This window comes from Mesorhizobium carmichaelinearum, from assembly GCF_900199455.1.
GTDB lineage: Bacteria > Pseudomonadota > Alphaproteobacteria > Rhizobiales > Rhizobiaceae > Mesorhizobium > Mesorhizobium carmichaelinearum.
This window is the reverse complement of sequence record NZ_FZQR01000156.1, coordinates 1-462: the sequence shown is the minus strand read 5'-3', so window position 1 is coordinate 462 and position 462 is coordinate 1. Positions and strand designations below refer to the sequence as shown.

General features: G+C 33.5%; 1 protein-coding gene. It reads left to right on the top strand.

Annotated elements, in window-relative coordinates; translation table 11 throughout:
• A partial coding sequence (locus CKW40_RS46255) for an arsenate reductase/protein-tyrosine-phosphatase family protein (RefSeq protein WP_095205408.1) occupies positions 1–340 on the top strand: 340 nt, incomplete at its 5' end.
• Between the last annotated feature and the right edge of the window lie 122 nt (positions 341–462).

Below are 462 nucleotides of genomic sequence, written 5' to 3'. Positions count from 1 at the left end.
GGCTGAAGGTTGGGGAAAGGAAATATTGGGTGAAGGTTGGAATGTCTATTCTGCTGGTATTGAAACACATGGTGTTAATCCTAAAGCAATAGAAGCTATGAAAGAAGTAGATATTGATATATCAAACCATACGTCAGACTTGATTGATAATGATATTTTAAAACAATCAGATTTGGTCGTAACGTTATGTAGTGATGCAGACAATAATTGTCCTATTTTACCACCAAACGTTAAAAAAGAGCATTGGGGTTTTGATGATCCAGCAGGTAAAGAATGGTCAGAATTCCAACGTGTTAGAGACGAGATTAAATTAGCTATAGAAAAGTTTAAATTGAGATAATCATAAACACCTCTTATTTAGTTAATAAGAGGTGTTTTGCCATTTAAAGAACAAAATTTGTGCCATATACAATATGCCCTCTCTTTTTCTCATTAACGAACGTTTATAACGCAATCATGATG